This window comes from Kineococcus indalonis, assembly GCF_009906395.1.
GTDB lineage: Bacteria > Actinomycetota > Actinomycetes > Actinomycetales > Kineococcaceae > Kineococcus > Kineococcus indalonis.
Window position 1 is genome coordinate 13535 of sequence record NZ_JAAALM010000005.1, and the last position, 15971, is coordinate 29505.

Consider the following 15971-nt stretch of genomic DNA (forward strand, 5'->3'; position numbering starts at 1 on the left):
TGACGTGCGGGTGATCGGTGTGAGCAGTCACCCACCTGCGGCGACCAGCTCAACCGCCTGATCGCCCCCCGGACCGGGCACGCCGGTGCACCCGCGCGCCCCAGCCTGCGACCATGCCGACGGCACGGCGGGTCCAGGTCACGTTCGACTGCGCTGACCCTCCGCGTCCGGCCAGCTCCTGGTGCCAGGTGCTGGGTCAGGTCCTGCCGCCACCACCGGAGGGCTTCACCACGTGGGAAGACTTCGAACGCACGCTGCCGCTGCAGCGGCGCGGAGCGGCGGCTGCGTGCGTCGATCCGACAGGGGTAGGTCCACGGTTGTTCCTCCAGCGCGTCCCCGAGGGCAAGGTCGCCAAGAACCGGCTGCACCTGGACGTGCGGGCCGGTACCGATCGGGTCGCCGCGCTCGAAGCCGAGTGCGCACGACTGGTCGACCTCGGCGCGATGCCGGTCCTGCTGCCGGTCCTTGGCCAGCTCCGCGACCTCACGGACACGGCGCTGACGTGGCGTGCACCATCGCGGACCTGACCCCCCTGGGTACTGCCGGTCGCCCTGCTGAACTGTTCAGCCCCCGCGCACTGCGGCGCACGGAACAGCTGTCAACGCCCGCTCGACCGTGCCCTCCAACGAGCCGCAGCACGATGCTGGTGCCGTGAACGCGACCGGGCCGAGCGGTGAACCCGCACGAGGTGAACCGGCACCAGACCAGATTTCACCGGTGCGCACCGACGCCTTCGGCACCGGGGCGCTGCGCTGGTGGCGGCGCCTGGCCGGTGCCGGGGTGGTGGCGCTGGCGGCCCTGACGTTCGGGGCGCTGGCCACGGGTGAGGACGGCACCGACCGCGACAGCGGTTGGTGGGCACTGATCGTGCTGGCGTGCACGTACACCGGGGTGCTGCTCTCGCGCCTTCTCAGCGGCGCCGCGCGCGGGGCGGCGCTGGTGGGCCGGCACGCGCTGGCCGGTGCCGGGCTGGGCCTGGTGGCGGCGGTGATCCTCGACAGGGTCTTCTACAGCCAGGAGGTCGGCTCGCTGCTGCTGCTGCTGGTGCCGCTCTTCCTGCTGTGCGGTGCCGTGGTGGGCGCGGGCACGGCGGCGCTGGCGCTGCTGGTGCCGCCCCGCGCCGCCGTCGCGGTGGCACTGATGGGTCTGGCGGCCACCGCCGCGCTGGCGTGGCTGGTCTTCCGGCCCGCCGCGCCGTACGACCTGCTCGCGCTGGACGCCACCGAGCAGGTGGCCGCCGCCGGGGGTGTGGCTGGCCTGCCCGGGCGCGGGGTGCGGGCCGCCCCGGCGTGGGAGGTCGTCGCCGGGCAGGCATCAGCAGGGCTGAGTCACTCACAACCCCACTTCAGGTCCACCCCGGCCGAAGACCTGGCGATCTCCCGGAGCACCGGGCAGGCGGTGCGGCTGGTCACCGTGCGGGTGCGCGGCGAGAGCGCGGCGTGCGTGGTCAGCGACGCAGATGCCACTGCGGACGCCGCCGGCGTGCTGGGCGGGGCCTGTGCGGACCTGGACCTGACGCGCTGAGCAGCGCTGGCAGCGGGAACTCCTCAACGCTTTCCAGCCGCCACCCGCATCACGCTCATGCCGCTGGCCAGGACGTCGTCGACCTCGCGGTCGTGCTCGCTCAGGCCGTCGCGAGCACGGCGCACTCCTCCTTCCGCTGCTCGCTACCGCGTCAGGTCGAGGTCCGCGCAGGGCCCGCCCTCCACCACCCGGGCCGCGCCGGTACCCACCACCACGCGGGCGGAGCCCGCCCCGCGCACCCGCACCGTCACCAACCGCACCCGCTCCCCCGTGGCCGCCGACGTCGGCAGGCCCTCCACATCGGTGAAGCTCAACACCGGCCGGGACCGGCTGAACCCGCTCGACACCTCCTCCGGGACGACCTCCCACCACGGGCCGGGCCGGGGACCAGGCGGGAGGCCAGGACCTCGAGGTAGGTGAAGGCCGGCACCAGCAACGCCCAGGAGCCGGCGTCACGGTCCCTGCCGTCCTCGCCTGTGGCCAGCGATCCGAGGGCGAGCGCGAGCAGCGCCACCACGCCCGCCCCGGCCAGCCGACGCCACCAGCGCACCGCACCCGCTCCGAAACCGTCGGCCGGGTGGGTCGCCGCGACACCGGCAAGACCGGAACGACCCGAGGGGTTGGACGTCAGACCGCTGCTCGACACGGCAGCATCCCGCGCTCGCCCTGTCGTGCTCATCACCTCCAGGGCCTGTCTCCTGCGACACACCCCCGCTGAGCACGTCTCCTGCCCGGAGCAGCACCCGCTGCTGGCGCCGGGACCACCACCGCTTCGCGGCCGTACCGGACCCACCGTCCTCGAGCGCGGGGATCCCGGCTCCACCAGCGGACCGAACCTGAGCGTGGTTCCGCTGGTGGTTCGGTGACGCAGCGAACGGTCAGGAGGAACTGCTGTCGGGAGAGGGGGCCCACTGCTGCCGCAGGCCCTCGAGGAGGTCCTCGCGGGCGGTGTCGCCGGGCGCGTCGCGGTTGCAGGCGACGGCGATGGTGGTGTGCTTGTCGGCGGAGACCTCGAAGAGCGTCGTGAAGCCGGCCCACGCCCCCGGGTGGCCCAGCCTGCCGTCGGCCAGCACGAAGATGCCGGCTCCGTAGCTGTCGCCGGTGCCGTCGTCCACGGCAGCGGCGCCGCACAGCTGGGCGTCGAGCAGTTCTCCCCCGCCGACCGCTCCGGTGCGGTAGTTGTCGCCCCAGCGGACCAGGTCCGAGGGTGTGCTCTGCACCGCGCCGGCACCGACCATCTCCCAGCGCGAGCCCCCGGCCCTCCACGGCTCTGCGTCGCCCGCGGAGTCGCGCAGGTAGCCGCGCGCCGCGGAGGCGCTGGTGTCGTCGGGGCTGGCGCCGAGGGGGTCGATGCTCGTGCCGAGGCCGAGGGGCTGGAAGATGCGGGCGGCGGCGAACCGGGCCAGCGGCTGTCCGCTGGCGGCGCGCACGACCTCGGCGAGCAGGATGTAGTCGGAGTCGGAGTACTCGAAGTACCTGCCCGGGGAGGGCGAGGCGCTCGCCATGTCTGCGATCGCGTCCAGGACCTCGCGCTGGGGGATGTGGTCGCCGTACTTGCGGCCGGCGACGTCGAACTTGCTGACGTACTCGGGGATGCCGCTGGTGTGGTGCAGGAGGTGATCGAGGGTGACGTCGTCCCCCCACGCCGGCAGCCCGGGGACCCAGCGCGAGACCGGGTCCTGCAGGCTCACGCTGCCGTCGTGGGCGAGGAGGAGGACGGCGGTGGCGGTGAAGGTCTTGGAGACCGAGGCGATGTCGAACGTCGTCGAGACCCCGAGCGTCCGTCCCTCCGCCACGTCGGCCATCCCGCGCGCCCCGGCCCACACCACCTCGCCGTCCACGCCCACCGCGGCCGAACAGCCCGGCTCCTGCGCGGGGATCACCGACTCCAGCAGGCGGGTGCTGAGCGCCGCCCGCTCCCGCGATGCGCTCCCCGCGCCGCCGGGGTCCTGCGCCGCTGCGCAGGCGGGGGCGGTCGCGGCGAGCAGTGCGGCCAAGACGCCGAGCAGGCGGCGCCGCCGCGGGCTCCTGCGCTCACCACCGGGGCTGGACCTCTCCGCGCTCCCGTGCCGCTGCCGCGAGCTCGCACCGCGCGCGGCAGCAGCTGCGGTAGCGGCCCGGCACGCGAGCCGGGGAGGGTGGAGGAGGAACGGGTGGGGGGTGGGCGCCAGGACCGCTGCGACGCGCGCCCGGCTTCCCCGCTGGCTGTCCATGCCGCCACGGTAGGTGCGCCCGCCGCCCCTCGGGTGGGGGTGATCGGCGCCTCCGATCACCCCCAGCCGCGGCCCGTCGACCGTGAGGCCGCCGAGGCTCCGGGCCGTGCACACGGGCCCTGGTCAGGGCGCCCGCACCGGAGAGCACGGCGCTCAGCGGCGGACCCGGGCGAGGAGCGGACCCAGGGGGCGACATGCAGGTGGAGCAGCTGCGGGCGTTCCTGGTCGCGGCCGAGGAACCCAGCCTGCGCAGAGCCGCGCTCCGGCTGCACCTGAGCCAGGCGGCGCTGAGCGAGCGGATCGCCCGCCTGGAGCGGTCCCTGGGCGTGCGGCTGCTGGAACGCGGCCCGATCGGCACCTGCTGCAGGAGCGGGGCCTGTACCACCGGGCTACCGAGGAGCAACGCTGCGGGAGAACCTCGGCGTCCTCCACCAGTACGGCATCGACCCGCGCCTGCACGCCGAAGCCTGAGGCCCTTCCGGTGGGCACCTCTCCCGTGCGTACAGGTCGCCGGCGTGCAGGCACGTCCACTGATCCCCCGCTTGCCGAGCGGACGGCTTCGCAGCGACCCCGGTCGCGCGGCTCCAGCGGCCCTCGACCGCTTGGCTCAGCCGGCCAGGCGTGCGTTCCCGTGCTCAGGTCCGAGAAGCCCTCGAAGTGCAGCACCCGAGCGGACCGCACCACGGACCGAGTCCTCTCCAGGTCCTCGACCGCTCGAGAGCACCGCTGACCGGTGACTCCCGGCACCTGCCCGGGTCCCAGGAGGCATGAGCGACACCACGAGAACCCCGGCACGCACCGGCACCGGGACCTACACGGTGGGCCAGGGGCAGGACACCCTCCACTACGACGTCCACGGCGACCTCACCGCCGCCACGGCGGATCGACCGGTCCTGCTCATGGTGGGATCACCGATGGACGCCAGCGGGTTCACCTCCCTGGCCGCCCGCTTCAGCGACCGGCCGGTCGTGACCGTCGACCCGCGCGGCGCCGGGCGCAACCCCAAGGGCACCTCGGCGCTCTCACCGGAGGTGCACGCCCGGGACCTGCACCGCGTCGTCGAAGACCTCGGTGTCGGGCCGCTCGACGTCTTCGCCAGCAGCGGCGCCGCGATCAACGCCCTGGTCCTGGCGGCCGCCCACCCCGAGGACCTGCGCAGGCTCATCGCGCACGAGCCTCCGAGCGCCGACCCGCTGCCCGACCGCCAGGCCTACCTCGCCGTCTGCCGCGACATCAAGGCCACCTACCAGGCCTCGGGCAGCGGGCCGGCGATGGCCAAGTTCATCACCTACGTGATGCAGCAGGGCCCGACCCCGCCGGACTACCTCGAGCGCCCGGCGCCCGAGCCGGCGCAGTTCGGGCTGCCGACGCGCGACGACGGCGAGCGCAGCGACCCGCTGATGCGCAACATCCCCGCCTGCCAGGCCTACCGGTTCGACTACGAGGCCCTGGCCGCGCTGGGCGATCGGGTGGTCCTGGCCTACGGCGTCGAATCGGGGGAAGAGGGCCCGGCCCGCGGCGCGCGTGCCGTCGCCGAGCGGATCGGGCGGGCCGCCGTGGGGTTCCCCAGCCACCACGCCGGCTTCCTCGGCGGCGAGTTCGGCCAGCACGGTGACCCCGAGGCCTTCGCCGAACGGCTGCGCCTGGTGCTGGCCTGAGCCGGCGCCCCGCACCGCCAACGGCTCGGCTCCACCGGCTCGAGCGCGGCAACCGGCGCCGGGCGATCCCCTGCGCCGCGGAGAAGGCGGCGACGTCGACCACGGCCACCAGTTGCAGCGCACGGTGCAACTTGCAGCGCACGGTGCAACGGCAACCTGGAGGTGGGCCTCCGGACCAGGGCTGCCGGGCCATCACGACGACGCCGGGGGTGGCGAGCACCGGGACCGCCGACCCCACGTGCGCGGCGCTCACCGCCGCCGAGGCGAGAACGAGGAGTCACCAGAGCGCGTCGAGCCGCGAGCTGATGATGCCCGGCACGTGGCCCCGATCGGACGAGCCGCGCGGCAGGAAGGCACCCCGGCACCGCCTCGAGCGTGAACGGCGACCGAGGGACGTTCGCCTCCACCGGGAACGCGACGTCGTGGCGCCGAACCGTCCCCGGACCGTGCCCGGACCGTGCCCGGACCGTGCCCGGACCGTGCCCGGACCGATCCGGCACCTCAGGCGCCCGCCGCACCGCCGCGGCTCCGCACGAGCCGGCGCACGAGCCGGCGGCACGCCACCGCCGACCCCCTCAGCCCACGATGGTGCGCTCCTCGGGCAGCGCGTACAGCCTGGGCCGGCTGCGCAGCGCCAACGCCGCGGCCAGGGTGATGGTGCCGGTGCGCCCGACGAACATCAGCGCCACCAGCACCAGCTGGTGCGGCACCGGCAACTGGGCGGTGATGCCGGTGGACAGGCCCACCGTGGCGAACGCGGAGATCACCTCGTACAGGATCTGGTCCAGGCTGAACGGCGTCGTCAGCGCGAAGAGCACCGCGGGGACCACCACCGCGGCCACCCCCAGCAGCGCCACGCTCAGGGCCTGGCGCTGCAGGGCGCGCGGCAGCGTGCGCCCGAAAGCGGTGGCCGCCTCGTCCCCGCGCGCCTCGGAGGCGATGACGAACAGCAGCACCAGGAACGTGGTGACCTTCACGCCACCGGCGGTGCCCGCGCTGCCGCCGCCGATGAACATCAGGAGGTCGCTGCCCAGCCAGGTGCCGGTGTTCATCGCCGCGATGTCCACGCTGTTGAAGCCGGCCGTGCGGGGCATGACGCCCTGGAAGAAGCCCACCAGGAGCTTGTCCGGAACGCTCATGGGCCCCAGGGTGGCGGGGCTGCGCCACTCGGTGGCCCACATGAACACGCTGCCGGCAGCGAGCAGCACGCCCGTGCCCAACAGCGTGATCTTGGTGTGCAGGCTCCAGCGACCCGGGCGGCGCAGGTGCCGGCGCAGCTCGAACAGGACCGGGAAGCCCAGCCCACCGATGATCACCGCCACTGCGATGGGCAGGCAGATCCACGCATCGGTGGCGAAACCGATGAGGTTGTCGCTGTAGAGGGCGAAACCGGCGTTGTTGAACGCTGAGACGGCGTGGAAGAGCCCCAGCCACAGCGCGCGCGGCACCGGCTCGCCGTAGCCGAAGGCGAAGCGCGCCGCCAGCACCAGAGCGGTGACCGCCTCGACGAGCAGGCTGATCCTGGCCACGCCCAGCAGGATGGTGCGCACGTCGCCCAGCTGCAGGGTCTTGGTCTCCGCCGCCGCGGCCAGCTGCCCGCGCAGCCCCAGCCGGCGGGTGATCAGCACCCCCAGCAGCGAGGCCAGGGCCATGATGCCGAAGCCGCCGACCTGGATCAGCGCCAGGATGACGACCTGCCCGAAGCTCGACCAGTGCACGGCGGTGTCCACCACGACCAGCCCGGTCACGCACAGCGCGGAGGTGGCGGTGAACAGCGCTTCCAGCGCCGTGGCGTGCCCGGGGCCGCGCTGGGAGAGCGGCAGCACCAGCAGCACGGTGCCGATCACGACGCCGAGCGCGAAGCCGGCGATGGTCAGCTGCGCGGGGTGCGGGCCGCGCCGGGCCCTGCGGGGCAACAGCGAGCCCGTCGAGCGCCGCGAGGTTCTGGTGGAGGACCGTGCACTGCTCATCGTGGGACATCCTGCCGGTGACGGGCACGGTGCCAGGGTCCGCGCGCACCACCGGGCGCCGACCTTGACGCACCCTTAACGCCTGCGGGGCACCGCACCGTCGCCGGGGGCGCGCCGGGGCTCGATGGGTGGCTGGGTGGCTGGGTGGCTGGGTCGTCGTGCTCGCTCCTCCCAGCTGCCGGGCGTGCTCGCACACCGCCCACCCGTGGTGACCGGTGTCGTCGAGGCGACCCCAGGGACACCACCGGTGCGCTGTCGCGGCACCACGAGGCAAGCGGCCTGCAGGCGCCAGGCGTGCGGCGGTTCGCGCGGCGGTTCGCGCGGCGGTTCGCCGGCGGTTCGCCGGTACCGGCTGCGGCGAGGTCCGACCCACGACGAGGCTCCTGGCGCGACCCTCAGGCGGTGATCACCACGGCCGGCTGTCCACGCACCTCAGGCACCGGCCTGGCGAGGCGCCTCGGCGCGTGCCGCCGTCGACGCTGCTCCCGGTCGCTCCGGGTGCTGCAGCGGTCGCGGTGCGAGCGTGCGGCGGACGACCAGGGCCAGGCAGTCGTCGTCCTCGCGCGCGCACGTGCTCACCTCGCTCAGCAACCGGGGGGCGACCTCGTGCACGGGCACCTGCGCCATGCCCGCCGCGGTGGCCCGCAGCTCGCGCAGGCCCGCGTCGATGTCCCGGGTGCCCTCGATCAGCCCGTCGGTGTACAGCACCAGGCTGTCCCCGGGGGCCAGCACCACCTCGGTGGTGGTGAAGCTGCCCGGCTGCAGGTAGCCGATGCCCAGCCCCTCCGCGGCGACCTCGCGCGCTCCCCGGGCGCCCACCACGATCGCGGGCGGGTGCCCACCACCGGCCAGGCGCACCCGCCCGGTGCCCGGGTCGAGCACGGCGATCAGCACGGTGGCCATCGCCTGCGGGTGGGTGACCTCCAGCACCGTGCCGGCGCGGGCCACCAGGTCCTCCAACGGGCAGCCGGCCACGGCCAGGGTGCGCACCGTGGTGGTCACCGCCAGCGCCTCCCGGGTGGCCGCGGTGCCCCGGCCCATCGCGTCGACCACGACGAACAGCACCTGCCCCGAGGGCAGCACCAGCCAGTCGTACAGGTCCCCACCGGCCGGCGCCGACGCGGCCGGCTCGTAGGCGACCGCCACCTGCAGCTCGGGCACCGCCAGGGCGGGCGGGCGCAGGGCGCTGAGCAGCGCGGCGACGTCGCGGCGCTGGGCCTGCTCGCGCTGGCTCAGCTCCAGCAGGGCGCGCTCGGCGCTGTCGGCGCGCACGATGCTGGACAGGTCCCGCACGGTGAGCACCGTGCGCACCCGCTCGTCGCCGTGCACCGGCGCCGCGCTGAGGGCCACCGGCGCCCAGGAGCCGTCGCGCCGGCGCACCCGGCGCAACCCGCCCAGCTGCGGCAGCGCCGACGGGGGCGTCGACGGGAGGGCCGACGACGCCGGCAGGGGCGGTACCGGCGAGTCGGGCGAGTCGGGCGAGTCGGGCGAGTCGGGCGAGGTCTGCTGCGGGTGCTGGTCGTCGCCGGCCCCGTCCAGCAGCTCCTGCAGCAGCCGACCGGTCAACGGCTGCGCACCCGGCGACGGCTGCGCACCCGGCGACGGCGTCGGGTCCAGCAGGTGCACCGCTGCCGCGTTGGCCTCCACCACGCGCCCGTCGCCGTCCAGGGCCAGCACGCCGTCCTGGATGCTGCCCACGATCAGCCGGCTGCGCGCTCCCAGCGCGCTGAGGCGGGCGCGCACCGCCTCCTCGGCGCGCCAGGAGGCGATGCCCACCGCGGCGGCCAGCGCCAGCAGGCCGCCGTGGAGCAGCGCCCACAACCACGGGTGCTGCTGGGCGGCGGGGTGGTTGAAGATCTCGTGCTCGGAGCTGGAGGCGAGCAGGCCGTGGTGCACGACGACGAAGCCGACCGCGGTCAGGAACGGCGCCCACGTCTGGTAGGCGGCGGCGGCGCCGACGGCGATGAAGAAGAGGAAGTGCGTCTCGATCAGACCACCGGACAGGTGCACGGCCAGCGCCGCCACCGCCATCAGGGCGAGCATGACGGCGCAGGAGGCCGCCTCGCGTCCCCAGCGCCGGCTCGTCAGGCGGCCCCCGGCCACGCTGAGCATGCTCAGGGCGGTGGCGGTGAGGGCGGCGGCGGCGATGGGCAGGGTGTCCGCCAGCGCGTGCAGCAGGCCGACGGTGCTGCCGGCCCAGCCGAGCACCGCAGCGCACGCCAGCCACGTGGTGATCAGGAAGGTGCGGTGACGCCCGCTCCAGATGTCGTCGGGCAGCGGCGTGCCGTGGGGCAGCCACCGGCGCAGCGACGACCACCGGCGGCGCCGGCGCTGACTCGGCTGCGGCTGCGGCTGCGAGACCATGACGTGCGGATCGTGCCCCTCGTCGACGTGCGGGGATGGACCCTCCCCGCCGCCACCATCGGCGGATCGGGGCCGGAGGTTGAGGCGCCGCCTCCTCGATCACGCACGAGGTGCCGCAGCGGTGCGTCCACCGCTGCACCGCGCGGCCGCTCCAGCGGCCCCCCGCTCCGCCCGGTGCACGATGCCGACCCGAGCGACCCGAGCGACCCGAGCGACCCGGCAGGCTCAGCGGCTGTCCGCTGAACGCTGCAGGTCCCGCGCCGGCAGCGGGCGGCTCCGGTGGTGGGTCACCGAGCGGTGGAGGACGTCGTCCGGCGCCGGGCGGTCCAGGTGGCGGCGCAGCCGTGGCCCGGGCACCGCGGGCCCTCCTGATCGACGGTGAGCCGAACAGGCCAGCGGCGGGGTGCGGGTCGCGGCCTGCGGTTGCGCGCCGGCGCTCGTGCAGCGCCTCGTGCAGGCGGTGCCAGGTGCCGTCGGCGCTCCAGGACCCGAAGCGCTCGGGGGTCCTACCCGCTCACAGGGGGCCACCCGGCACTCGCTCAGCGGCGATGATCAGTGGAGCAACGCTCTCGCAGCGGGTGAGGTCGGCGACCTCGAGGAGTGACCACCACCGGCATCGACGCTTCGCGGTCGTGCTGCAGAGGGCAGGCGGTGGGCTGCCGGCGCTGCCGAGCGCCGGCGAGAGGATCGACACCGGGTGGGCGTCAGGTCCCAGGCCCGGCGTCCGCTTCGGTGGCGGCACCGCCCTCGAGGCCAGCGGTACCGGCCTGCGCATCGGCGGCGGTGATCGGCTCACCCTGCGGTGGGGTGATCCGTTCGACGGCCGCAGCGGCAGGAGCCTGGGAGAAGTCCGGAACCGGGCTCATGCGTCCACTCTCGCAGAGCAGCAGGTCGCGGGCGAGCGCAGCGGGAGGAGCCTGCGCACAGCCTGCGGTCCGAGCGCGAACACCCTCGCGGCACCGTCCACACGGTCCTGGACCGATCCGGACGTCACGGGTGTCCGCACACGGCACCTCCAGCCGCGGCTCCCCCACGGGTGACCAGGACGCGGACCCCGGCCGCGTCGTGGCGGCACCCGGTGCGCTGGGACGCCCGCGGGCTGGGCACGGGGTGGCGCTGCCCGCTCGAGGTTCCCGGCACCGGGGCGGCGCTCGGTCGGCGGGCCAGAGCTGCCGGCGGACCGTGCCCGTCGGCGAGGAGCGCAGGAGCACCCGCCGAGGCCCGAGGACCCCGGGTCGAGCGTCCCGCGCCGGCTCAGCCGCGGCCGGGCCGGTCCGCCGGCGGACACGCCTTGGCAGGGCGTGGCCGGCCCCGGTAGACAAGCCGCACCCGCCACCTTGAGGAGCCCGCCGTGCAGCGAGTCGTCCTGGACACCGACCTGGCGATGGGCGCTGTCGGCAGCGACATCGACGACGGCTTCGCCCTGGCGCTGGCGCTGGCCGATCCAGGCATCGCCCTGGACCTGGTGACCACCGTCAACGGCAACACCGACGTCGAGACCGCCACCTCGCTGACCCTGGAGCTGCTGCATCGCCTGGACCGGGCGCAGGTGCCGGTGCACCGCGGGGCCACGCGCCCGCTGCTGCGCCCGCAGGCGCGCAGCGGGCACCTGCCCGACGGTGTGCCGGTGCGCCAGCCGCGGCCCGGGCACGCCGCGCTGGCCATGGTCGAGCACGTGCGCGAGCACCCCGGTGAGGTGACCGTGGTGGCGATCGGGCCGCTGACCAACATCGCGCTGGCCGTGCGGCTGGACCCGGACTTCGCCCCCTCCCTCAAGCGCCTGGTCGTCATGGGCGGTGTCTTCCTGGGACACACCCACGACGCGACCATGCCCGGGGAGTTCAACCTCTGGAGCGATCCGGAGGCGGCCGCGATCGTGCTGGACTCCGGCGTCGTCGCGGACTTCGTCGGCCTGGACGTCACCACGCAGGTGCGCCTCGACCGCCGGCAGGCTCGGCAGATGGCCGACAGCGGGGGTTCCTTCGCCTCCTTCGCCGGGCGGTGCACCACCGCCTGGATCGAGCACCTGGCCTCGACCAGCACCGGGTCGGTCCACTCCTGCGCCCTGCACGACCCGCTGGCCGTGGCGGCGGTCACCCAGGACCTGCTGACCTGGCGCGAGGCGCACGTCCAGGTGGAGCTGGGCGATCGCCTGCGCGGGGCGGTGCTCGCCGACTTCCAGGACCGCGAGAGCAGCACCGAGGACGCCGGCCGCGGGGGATGCGGTTCGCGGGCCAACGCCCGCGTGGCCGTCGCGGTGGACGCGCAGGCGTTCACCACGTTCTTCACGGACAAGGTGCAGCAGCTGTGATGGAGCCGAGCGCAAGCGCCACCGGCGGTGGGGACCTCACCGCGGTCGGCGCGCGCTGGGCGGAGTCGGCCAGCGGTCGCGGTCGTCGCCGATCGACCGATCGGCCGGCCAGCTGGCCGGCCGGCCACGGTGATCGCGGCAGCGAGGTGGGTGTGGGGCTCGACCACACCGGGATGACGCTTGATCGCGCGATGCAGCTCGCCGTGGCCGTTCAGCGTCTCGCAGGCGGTCAGCGCGGTGGTGCGATCCGAGCACCCGGTCGCGACGACGCGCCCCCCGCTCGCGCTGTGCACCGCGGCGGGGGTCACACCGGCTGGCGGGGGCAACCGCAGGATCGCCCGACCAGCAGCTCAGGCTCGCCCGTGATGTGCTGAGCCGAAGGGGTTCCCGGTACCGGTGCGGGGGACCCCGGAGCTCCCGCGGTGCCGCAGGCGACCGGCGACCTCCCGTCACTCCCGCGGGGAGCCCCGGGCCCGGCGGCACGTAGCGTCCAGGGGTGACGTCCCTGCGCGCCGAGCCGTCCGCCCGCCCCCGGCTGGGCGTCCTGCCGGGTCTGCTGGTCCTGCTGACCCCGCTGTCGCAGCTGGGGTTCATCCCCGTCTCGGTGGTCCTGGGCGAGCGGATCGGCCTGAGCGTCGGGCAGGTCGGCGTCACCGTCGGCGTGTACGCGGCGGCCGCGGCGCTGGGGACGGTGCTGCTGGGCCCGCTGTTCGACCTGCTCTCCCCGCGCCGGGTGCTGCCGGTGGCGGTCGCGGCCAACGTCGTGCTGTCGGCGGCCCTGCTGCTGGAACCGGGTTTCGCGGGGATCGTCCTGGCGCGCGTGCTCACCGGCACCACCAACAGCGCGCTCATGCTGTGCGCGGCCGTGATCGTGGCCGACGCCCACCGCGACGACCCCGGCGGGCGCGACCGCGGGTTCTCCCGGTTGCAGACGTTCACCAGCGTGGGTGCGGCCTCGGGGCTGGCGGTCGGGGCGGTGGCGGCCGGCCTGGGGTCGCCGCAGCTGTGGTCGTGGGTCGTCGTCGGGTACGGCGTGCTCGTCCTGGCGCTGGCGCCCCTCATCGCCCGCCGGATCCCCCCGGTGCCCGTGCGCACCGTCGCGGTGCGGCCGGTGCCCCGGCTGCGGACGCTGCTGGGTGACGTCCACGCGGCGCTGCGGGTGCCCCGGACGGCGCTGCTGCTGCTGGCCGCGGCCGGGGTCGGCTGGGCGATCCAGGCCGCGCACTACGCGGTGAGCATGGTCTCCCAGCAGACCCAGCCGGTGCTGTGGCAGCGGGTGCTCATCGCCGTGATGGTCCCCGCAGGCGTGTTCGTGGGCAGCAGCCTCAACCAGGTCCTGCTGGTGCGCTGCGGTGCCGGCGCCCTCTTCGCCCGCGCCTACCCGGCGCTGCCGGTGGCGTGCCTTGCGCTCGCCGCGGTCGTGGCGAGCGGGCCGGTGTGGGCGAGCACCGCCGTCCTCGTCGCCTTCGGGGTGGTGACGGGGGTGCTCATGCCGCTCAGCCCCGCCCTCGTCGTCGGCTGGCACCCGGACCTGCGCGCCAGCGTGTCCGCCGCCGAGTCGGTCGCGAAGGCGCTCGGCTCGACGGTGAGCCCGGTCGTGCTGGGGGCGCTCGCCGCGGCCACCTCGCTGGGGCGGGGTTTCTCGGTCGTCGCGCTGCTGAGCGCCGCGGGCGCGGTGTGCGCGTGGCTGAGCACCCGCGCAGCCCGCTGAGCCCGCTGAGCCCGCTGAGCCCGCTGAGCCCGCAGGAAGTCGGTTGCACCCGTCGTGCGGGTCAGGTGACGCTGCACCTCCGGTGGTGACGAGGAGGGCTGTGCGGTGGAGGTCTTCGAGCCTCTGGCGCTGACCGCGCGCTGACCCGCTTCCCGCTGCGTGGTGACGCTCACCGAGCGCGCCCCGCCCGCCCGGACCTGACCGACGTGGTCTTCCCGCGTCAGCGGACCACCCCAGCGCTCACCGAGGTCGGGGAGCTCACCTACTTCGACGACGGGGGTTCGGGGCGTCTGGTCGTCGGTCGGTCCAGCGCCATCGCCCCTGGCGACGCTGGACACCCACCGCGCGATCCCCGCCCTGCCGGACACCGTGATCGGCAACGCCGTGCGGCCCGGGCGCTCCGCCACGGTCCCGCCCGGCGTCCACGTCGGTGACGGCGCCGTCGTCACCGCGCACGGCGTCGTCACCGCGCACAGCGTCGTCACCAAGGACGTGCCCGCCTACGCGGTGGTCGCCGGCGACCCCGCTCGCCAGGTCCGCACCCGCTCCGGACCCGACGAGGTCGCCTCGCCGCTGCGGACGCGGTGGTGGACCTGGCCGCTCGAGCGCATCACCGCTCACGCCGCGCTCATCGTGGCGGGAACACCGGCGGAACTGGCCGCTGCCCGTCCCCGCGGGTGACGACCACGAGCGGGAGGGGACCAGCACCGCCGGCGCGGGAGGCCGCACGGCGCTCGTGGCCCGCCCGGCACTCCTCCCGACCGCCGCGGAGCCGGAGCGCGGCACGCCCGCCGCGGTCGACCCGCGTGCGAGGACGGCGCCGCCCACCTGCCCGTCGGCATCGTCGGCGACCGGCCGCGGCACCGGTCCACGCGGGCCGTCAGCGCACCACCTGCCGCGCCCGGTCGCTGACGAGGTCGACGGCGAGCGTCAGCAGCACCAGCACCACGAGGGTCGTCGTCACCGCGGACCAGTCGAACGTCTGCAGCGACGTGGCCAGCAGCGCACCGAGCCCGCCGGCGCTCAGCAGCCCGACGAGCACCGTGTCACGGATCGCGACCTCCCACCGGTACAGCGCGTAGGCGAGCACCGGCCCGACCGCCCGCGGCGCCACCGCGTACAGCCACGTGCCGCTCGCGCTCGCGCCGAGCACCGTCAGCGCCCGGGTCGGTCGCTCGTCGAGCTCCTCGAGGGCCTCCGCGCTCAGCCGGCCGAGGACGCCGAGCGTGTAGACGCCCAGGGCGAGGGCGCCCGGGAGGATCCCCGGCCGCAGCACGAACAGCAGCGCCAGCGCCCACACCGGCGGCGGCACGGCGCGCAGGAGCAGCAACGCGCACCGCACGGCGACGCCGGTGCCCCACCGCACCGGCCCGCAGCCGCGGGCGGGGTGCGCAGCCGGCCCGGACAGCAGCACGGCGCCGACGGTGGCGAACGCGATGGCGATCACCGACATCTGCACCGTGGCGAGGGCAGCGCTGCCGAGCGAGCGCAGCAGCGGGCCGGACACCTGCGGCGGCCAGGCGTGGTCGAGCACGTACGCCGCCTGCCGCCGGGCCCGCTCGGAGGTCAGCGCGGCGGGGCTGAGGGCCAGGTACCACCACGACCACGCGACCAGCGCCAGCACCGCCGCCGCCGCCGCCGTCAGCGCGCCGTCGCGCCGCAGCCGGTCCCCGCGCACGGCCGGCGGGTCGGCCAGGCGGCGGCGCACCGCGCGACCGGCCACGACGGCGGCCACGCACACCGCGGTCAGCGCGTACACGCAGCTCCACACCTGGTCCCAGCGCAACGAGCTGAACGACAGCGACAACTGGTACCCCAGCCCCCCGGCGCCGATGAGGCCCAGCACCACCGCCGAGCGCACGGCGCACTCCAACCGGTAGAACGCGTAGGCCAGCAGCGCTCCCGCGGCCGGGGGCAGCAGCCCGTACAGGGCCGCGGTGCCGCGCCCGGCGCCGGCGGCCAGCAGCGCCTCGTACCCGCCGCGCGGGACCTCGTCGACCAGGTCGGCGAACACCTTGGCGGTGACCGCGCCGCAGGGGACGGCGATGGCCAGCACCCCCACCCACGGGTCCAGGCCCAGGACGTTGACCAGCAGCAGACCCCACACCGCCTCGTGCAGGCCGCGGGGCACGGCCACGACCCCGCGGCCTGCACGAGGCGGTGTGGGGTCTGCTGCTGGTCAACGTCCTGGGCCTGGACCCGTGGGTGGGGGTGCTGGCC

The 15971-nt window shown here is 75.4% G+C and carries 12 protein-coding genes; 7 read left to right on the forward strand and 5 right to left on the reverse strand.

The window, feature by feature from the left end; genetic code table 11:
- Positions 1-113: 113 nt before the first annotated feature.
- Entirely contained in the window at positions 114-527 is a 414-nt protein-coding gene (locus GTR00_RS00685; RefSeq protein WP_166609746.1) for a VOC family protein, read from the forward strand.
- 190 nt (positions 528-717) lie between these two features.
- Positions 718-1524 carry a hypothetical protein gene (locus tag GTR00_RS00690; RefSeq protein WP_166609747.1) on the forward strand — a complete coding sequence of 269 codons (807 nt, stop codon included), beginning with the start codon at positions 718-720 and terminating at the stop codon, positions 1522-1524.
- Positions 1525-1667: 143 nt separating this feature from the next.
- On the opposite strand, the gene GTR00_RS00695 is transcribed toward GTR00_RS00690, so the two are convergent.
- Together GTR00_RS00695 and GTR00_RS00700 are read right to left on the reverse strand one after the other, a co-directional pair.
- Positions 1668-1838, reverse strand: coding sequence for a hypothetical protein (locus GTR00_RS00695; protein WP_166609748.1), 171 nt, complete (start codon positions 1836-1838; stop codon positions 1668-1670).
- A 564-nt stretch (positions 1839-2402) separates the two neighbouring features.
- Positions 2403-3521, reverse strand: coding sequence for a serine hydrolase domain-containing protein (locus GTR00_RS00700; protein WP_166609749.1), 1119 nt, complete (start codon positions 3519-3521; stop codon positions 2403-2405).
- A gap of 410 nt (positions 3522-3931) precedes the next feature.
- Here GTR00_RS00700 and GTR00_RS25335 point away from each other — a divergent pair, with 410 nt between their 5' ends.
- A complete protein-coding gene (locus tag GTR00_RS25335) occupies positions 3932-4474 on the forward strand; it encodes a helix-turn-helix domain-containing protein (protein ID WP_205704759.1) in 543 nt (180 codons plus the stop codon).
- 30 nt (positions 4475-4504) lie between these two features.
- Positions 4505-5395, forward strand: a complete 891-nt coding sequence (locus GTR00_RS00710) for an alpha/beta fold hydrolase (protein ID WP_166609750.1) — start codon at positions 4505-4507, stop codon at positions 5393-5395.
- A 575-nt stretch (positions 5396-5970) separates the two neighbouring features.
- Here the strand turns inward: GTR00_RS00710 and GTR00_RS00715 are convergent.
- On the reverse strand, positions 5971-7365 hold the full coding sequence (locus GTR00_RS00715; protein WP_166609751.1) for a TrkH family potassium uptake protein: 1395 nt from the start codon (positions 7363-7365) through the stop codon (positions 5971-5973).
- A 432-nt stretch (positions 7366-7797) separates the two neighbouring features.
- The gene (locus GTR00_RS00720; RefSeq protein ID WP_166609752.1) at positions 7798-9729 is read right to left on the reverse strand and encodes a PP2C family protein-serine/threonine phosphatase; all 1932 of its coding nucleotides are present in this window, start codon (positions 9727-9729) and stop codon (positions 7798-7800) included.
- A gap of 1351 nt (positions 9730-11080) precedes the next feature.
- Between GTR00_RS00720 and GTR00_RS00725 the strand changes: the two genes are divergently transcribed.
- From GTR00_RS00725 to GTR00_RS22720, 3 genes are all read left to right on the forward strand, one after another.
- On the forward strand, positions 11081-12040 hold the full coding sequence (locus GTR00_RS00725) for a nucleoside hydrolase (protein ID WP_166609753.1): 960 nt from the start codon (positions 11081-11083) through the stop codon (positions 12038-12040).
- A 496-nt stretch (positions 12041-12536) separates the two neighbouring features.
- Positions 12537-13751: an MFS transporter gene (locus tag GTR00_RS00730; protein ID WP_166609754.1), complete on the forward strand. Its 1215-nt coding sequence runs from the start codon at positions 12537-12539 to the stop codon at positions 13749-13751.
- 369 nt (positions 13752-14120) lie between these two features.
- Positions 14121-14432, forward strand: a complete 312-nt coding sequence (locus GTR00_RS22720) for an LbetaH domain-containing protein (protein ID WP_205704760.1) — start codon at positions 14121-14123, stop codon at positions 14430-14432.
- A 199-nt stretch (positions 14433-14631) separates the two neighbouring features.
- On the opposite strand, the gene GTR00_RS25340 is transcribed toward GTR00_RS22720, so the two are convergent.
- Complete coding sequence (locus GTR00_RS25340; protein WP_323132113.1) at positions 14632-15888, reverse strand: PhnE/PtxC family ABC transporter permease; 1257 nt, start codon at positions 15886-15888, stop codon at positions 14632-14634.
- Positions 15889-15971: the final 83 nt, after the last annotated feature.

What these genes read in the sequence shown, in the direction of transcription:
- GTR00_RS00685 (WP_166609746.1), top strand. Translation starts at nt 114, where the DNA reads ATGCCGACGGCACGGCGGGTCCAGGTCACGTTCGACTGCGCTGACCCT.
- GTR00_RS25335 (WP_205704759.1), top strand. Translation starts at nt 3,932, where the DNA reads ATGCAGGTGGAGCAGCTGCGGGCGTTCCTGGTCGCGGCCGAGGAACCC.
- GTR00_RS00710 (WP_166609750.1), top strand. Translation starts at nt 4,505, where the DNA reads ATGAGCGACACCACGAGAACCCCGGCACGCACCGGCACCGGGACCTAC.
- GTR00_RS00715 (WP_166609751.1), bottom strand. Translation starts at nt 7,365, where the DNA reads ATGAGCAGTGCACGGTCCTCCACCAGAACCTCGCGGCGCTCGACGGGC.
- GTR00_RS00720 (WP_166609752.1), bottom strand. Translation starts at nt 9,729, where the DNA reads ATGGTCTCGCAGCCGCAGCCGCAGCCGAGTCAGCGCCGGCGCCGCCGG.